This is a genomic window from Microbacterium sp. 69-10 (assembly GCF_001897945.1).
Taxonomy (GTDB): domain Bacteria; phylum Actinomycetota; class Actinomycetes; order Actinomycetales; family Microbacteriaceae; genus Microbacterium.
This window is the reverse complement of record NZ_MKRT01000023.1, coordinates 123,330-127,751: the sequence shown is the minus strand read 5'-3', so window position 1 is coordinate 127,751 and position 4,422 is coordinate 123,330. Positions and strand designations below refer to the sequence as shown.

5 protein-coding genes, 1 tRNA gene and 1 pseudogene are annotated in these 4,422 nt (G+C 67.6%); 4 read left to right on the top strand and 3 right to left on the bottom strand.

The window, feature by feature from the left end:
• On the top strand, positions 1-660 hold a 660-nt coding region (locus BGN97_RS10830; RefSeq protein ID WP_292701181.1), incomplete at its 5' end, for a M23 family metallopeptidase.
• Between the two features lie 308 nt (positions 661-968).
• Positions 969-1,466: an HNH endonuclease gene (locus BGN97_RS10825; protein WP_285636480.1), complete on the top strand. Its 498-nt coding sequence runs from the start codon at positions 969-971 to the stop codon at positions 1,464-1,466.
• An 18-nt stretch (positions 1,467-1,484) separates the two neighbouring features.
• Here BGN97_RS10825 and BGN97_RS10820 read toward each other — a convergent pair.
• From BGN97_RS10820 to BGN97_RS10810, 3 genes are all read right to left on the bottom strand, one after another.
• Positions 1,485-1,558 (bottom strand) — tRNA-Arg (locus BGN97_RS10820).
• 72 nt (positions 1,559-1,630) lie between these two features.
• Positions 1,631-1,972, bottom strand: a complete 342-nt coding sequence (locus BGN97_RS10815; RefSeq protein WP_292701178.1) for an Lsr2 family protein — start codon at positions 1,970-1,972, stop codon at positions 1,631-1,633.
• 77 nt (positions 1,973-2,049) lie between these two features.
• Positions 2,050-2,898 carry a LuxR C-terminal-related transcriptional regulator gene (locus tag BGN97_RS10810; protein ID WP_292701176.1) on the bottom strand — a complete coding sequence of 283 codons (849 nt, stop codon included), beginning with the start codon at positions 2,896-2,898 and terminating at the stop codon, positions 2,050-2,052.
• A gap of 115 nt (positions 2,899-3,013) precedes the next feature.
• Here BGN97_RS10810 and BGN97_RS10805 point away from each other — a divergent pair, with 115 nt between their 5' ends.
• Together BGN97_RS10805 and BGN97_RS10800 are read left to right on the top strand one after the other, a co-directional pair.
• Positions 3,014-3,361 carry a DUF485 domain-containing protein gene (locus BGN97_RS10805; protein WP_292701174.1) on the top strand — a complete coding sequence of 116 codons (348 nt, stop codon included), beginning with the start codon at positions 3,014-3,016 and terminating at the stop codon, positions 3,359-3,361.
• Positions 3,358-4,422, top strand: a pseudogene (locus BGN97_RS10800) (cation acetate symporter); the annotation flags it as partial. The gene BGN97_RS10805 and the pseudogene BGN97_RS10800, both read left to right, overlap by 4 nt.

Below are 4,422 nucleotides of genomic sequence, written 5' to 3'. Positions count from 1 at the left end.
GCGACCGGCGGCACGTCCGCCAAGCCCGGTGCCGCGCCCCTTCAGCAGATGGCCGCCGACGACGCGCAGTCGCTCGTCGTGGCATCCGAGGCCACCACGGCCCCGCTCGATCGCGGCACCTACTCCGCGACCACGCCCGATGAGATCGCGAAGAAGAAGGCCGAGGAGGCCGCCAAGCAGCGCGCCGCCGCCGCGGCCGCTGCACGCACCGCAGGTGCCGGCGGCCGGCTGAGCGACGCCGACCTGCGACTGGTCGCGGCCGGCTCCGGTGAGGTGCGCTACCCCCTGGCGCAGGGCTCGTACTATGTCAGCCGCACAGTCGGCAGCGGCCACAACGGCGCCGACATGGTCGCGCCGGCCGGCAGCCCGATCTTCGCCGCCGCGGGCGGTGTCGTGCGCGTCTCGTCCGAGAGCTACTTCGGCTACGGCGTCGCGATCGTCATCGACTCGGTGGTCGGCGGTCAGCGCGTCTCCACGCTCTACGGCCACATGACGAACGGCACGCGCGCTGTCTCGGCGGGCCAGACCGTCCAGCCCGGACAGTTCATCGGCAAGGTGGGGAACACCGGTCGCTCCTACGGCGCCCACCTGCACTTCGAGGTGCACGTGAACGGCTCGCTCGTCGAGCCGATCTCCTGGCTGCGAGCGAACGCGGGCTGATCCGACACGTCGCCGTCCGTCTGAGCGCCGTTCCCGCGCTGTTCAGACTGATGGGCTAGCCTGTACCCGTCGTCGTACGGACGGGAGAAGCCGATGGAGCAGTTACCGAGCATCCGAACCATGGATGCGCTCGGTCGTCTGGTTCTTCGGCATCGTCCGCAGGGACGGCTCGACACCGTCGAGCGTGGAAGGCGCTGTCTGTAAGGCAGCGCCTTTTCTCATCCCTGCGACCGCCTGCTGTCCGCGCGGCGTCGTGTGAGTCGAGAGCGCCGGGAAGCCATCCCGGCCGGATCGAGAGGATGACGACGATGCGCACACTGGTCCTGAACGCCGGATACGAACCCCTCACCGTGGTCTCGTTCAAGAGAGCCATGGTGCTCGTGATGAACGACAAGGCCAGCGTGATCGAGCACGTGGAGGGCGATCCCGTCTGGGCGGGGCGCAACGCGTACGATCGGCCGGTCGTGATCCTGCTCACCCGCTACGTGCGCGTGCCGTCGTCGAGGAGGGTTCCCGTCACGCGGCGGGGCGTGCTGCGCCGGGACGACCACCGCTGCGGCTACTGCGGGCGGAGTGCGTCGACGATCGACCACATCCTGCCGCGCTCGCGCGGAGGGGCGGACAGCTGGGAGAACCTCGTCGCCTGCTGCCTGAAGTGCAACAACATCAAGAGCGACCGCACCCCGCAGGAGATGGGCTGGGAGCTGCGGATGACGCCGCGTCCGCCGCACGGCACGGCCTGGACCGTGCGCGGCGGTGAGCGCGGTGACCCGCGCTGGGAGCCGTACCTCGCGCTCGCGGCGTAGGTGCCGCATTCGTCGTCGTGCCCTCGACAGGATTCGAACCTGCGACCTGCCCTTTAGGAGAGGGCTGCTCTATCCGACTGAGCTACGAAGGCGCGTGACAAGTCTAGCCGGGCGGGATGAAGGCCGATGCTCCGAAGAGCATCGGCCTTCACCGCGATCGGATGTCAGTGCGCCGCGCGGTATGCGTCCATGACGTCCGCGGCGATGCGACCGCGCTCGGACACCTTCAGGCCTTGGGCCTTGGCCCACTCGCGGATCTCACCGACCTCGGAGTCTCGCGACGCCCGGCGACGCGGAGCGGCGGCACGGGAGGTTCCGGCCGAGGCACGGCGCCCGGCCTTGATGTACGGGTCGAGAGCCGCACGCAGCTCCTCCGCGTGGGAATTCGTCAGGTCGATCTCGTACGCCACGCCGTTCAGGGAGAAATGGACGGTCTCGCCCTCCCCGACCTCCAGCAGCGTGCCATCGATATCGTCAACGAGCTGATGCACAATTCTTCGAGCCATGGGAAGAACAATAGGTGCGTTATTCCGCCCTGGCAAGAATGCGCGCGGGAAATCCCGGCGAATTCATTTCGGAAATGTCAGGGGAGAAGACCCGCGCGGCGGGCGCGCGCCACCGCGGAATGGCGGGTGGAGGCATCCAGCTTCGACATCGCCGTGCCCAGGTACGCCTTGACGGTGCCTTCGCGCAACCCGAGCTGCGCGGCGATCTCGGAATTCGTGGAACCCACCGCGGCACATGCCAGCACGTCCAATTCGCGCGGGGAGAGGTGCACCGTGGGAATGGCCCCTGTCGTGGTGGAATTCTCGGGCTCGACGAATCCCATCAGTCGGCGTTCGACGGCGGCGATGCGGTCGCGCAGGGCCTCGTCGGTGATTCCGGCGGCGATGCTGCGGAGCTCCGCGAAGCTCTCCCTGAGCTCCTCGCGCTGCGGCGTCGCCAGAGCAGGCGCGGGAGCGGACTCGCGCAGCCGCCGGTCGACCTCGTCCCGGATGCGCAGTTCGGTGGCGATGCGCTGAGCGACGCTCATGGCCGGCGCGGTCGTCACGCCTCCGACCTCGGACTCCTCCCAGGCGCCGGCGTACAGCACTCCGCGCGGGCGCCCCTCGACGATGATGGGAAGGGCGAGCAGCGTGCGCAGCCCCTCGCCCAGCACGAACACGTCATAGTCGTGCGTGATCTGCTGCGAGGCGCGGTAGTTGTTCGTCATGCGGGGACGGAGCTCGATCATCGCGCGCCCGCCGAGTCCGCGCTCCGGGCGCACCTGCAATCCGTCCAGGTGGCGCGTGCGATTGCCGACGATCGTCGTGACCGCGACCTCGCCGTCCTCGATCAGGCCGCCGAAAGCGACCGGGAAGCGCGTGCGCCGGGCGAGCTCGCGTACGCCGTCGGCGACGAGCTCCTCTGCGGATCCGATCTGCGCGCTCATTCTCAGCAAGTACCAACTTTCGGGGGTGACCGCTGCGTCCTCCCCTTTCGTAGCGTCGACGATACCACCCACGTGACGCCGTCACGTGGCATCGGACATGTGGCAAGGAGGCCTCATGACAGATCGGATCGACGAAGAATCAGGCGTGGGCATCGATTACATCGCGGTCGAGGAATCGCAGCGGTTCCAAGGGCTGAAGAGGATGCAGCGGTCATTCATCTTCCCTCTCGCGGTGTTCTTCCTGCTCTGGTATTTCGCATATGTGCTGCTCGCCGCGTTCGCGGTGGATTTCATGAGCCAGCGGGTGTGGGGTGACATCACCGTCGGCCTGCTCTTCGGACTGGGCCAATTCGTGACCACGTTCGTGATCACCATGTGGTACGTCTCATTCGCCAACCGGAAGCTCGACCCCGTGGCGACGGAGATCCGCGAAGAGCTCGAGAAGGCGGAGGCCGGCGCATGAACGTGACACCCATGGCTGCGGAGGCCGTGAAGAACGACCCCGTCCTGAACATCGCCATCTTCGCGGCGTTCGTCGCAGTGACGCTGTTCATCGTGATCCGTGCGAGCCGAAACAACAAGACCGCCGCCGACTACTACGCGGCCGGACGCTCGTTCAGCGGAACGCAGAACGGCTTCGCGATCGCCGGCGACTATCTCTCGGCAGCATCCTTCCTCGGCATCTGCGGTGCCATCGCGGTCAACGGCTACGACGGCTTCCTCTACTCCATCGGATTCCTGGTGGCCTGGCTGGTGGCGCTGCTGCTGGTCGCCGAGATGATGCGGAACACCGGCAAGTTCACCATGGCGGACGTGCTCTCGTTCCGCCTCAAGCAGCGGCCGGTGCGCATGGCCGCCGCGATCACGACCCTCGCGGTCTGCTTCTTCTACCTGCTCGCGCAGATGTCGGGCGCCGGCGGACTGGTGTCGCTGCTGCTCGGCATCGACAGCAAGGTCGGTCAGTCGATCGTGATCGCGATCGTGGGCGTGCTGATGATCATCTACGTGCTGATCGGCGGCATGAAGGGCACCACCTGGGTGCAGATCGTGAAGGCCGGCCTGCTGATCGCCGGTGCCCTCGCCATGACGGTGTGGGTGCTCGCGCTGCACGGGTTCAGCCTGAACAACCTGCTCCAGGATGCGGTGGCCAACGCCCCGCAGGGAGACAAGATCCTCGGCCCGGGCCTGAAGTACGGCGCGAACCCCCTGGACTTCCTCTCCCTCGGCATGGCGCTGGTGCTCGGCACCGCCGGTCTGCCGCACGTGCTGATGCGGTTCTACACGGTGCCGACGGCCAAGGAGGCGCGCAAGTCCGTGGTGTGGGCGATCTGGCTCATCGGCGGCTTCTACCTGCTGAGCCTGGTGCTCGGCTACGGTGCCGGCGCGCTGGTGGGACCGGAGGCCATCATCAAGGCTCCGGGTGGCGTGAACTCCGCCGCACCGCTGCTCGCACAGGCGCTCGGCGGTCCGCTGCTGATGGGCTTCATCTCGGCGGTCGCGTTCGCGACGATCCTCGCGGTCGTC

Coding starts and splice junctions, on each gene's coding strand:
- BGN97_RS10825 (WP_285636480.1), top strand. CDS start 969: ATGCGCACACTGGTCCTGAACGCCGGATACGAACCCCTCACCGTGGTC.
- BGN97_RS10805 (WP_292701174.1), top strand. CDS start 3,014: ATGACAGATCGGATCGACGAAGAATCAGGCGTGGGCATCGATTACATC.
- BGN97_RS10815 (WP_292701178.1), bottom strand. CDS start 1,972: ATGGCTCGAAGAATTGTGCATCAGCTCGTTGACGATATCGATGGCACG.
- BGN97_RS10810 (WP_292701176.1), bottom strand. CDS start 2,898: ATGAGCGCGCAGATCGGATCCGCAGAGGAGCTCGTCGCCGACGGCGTA.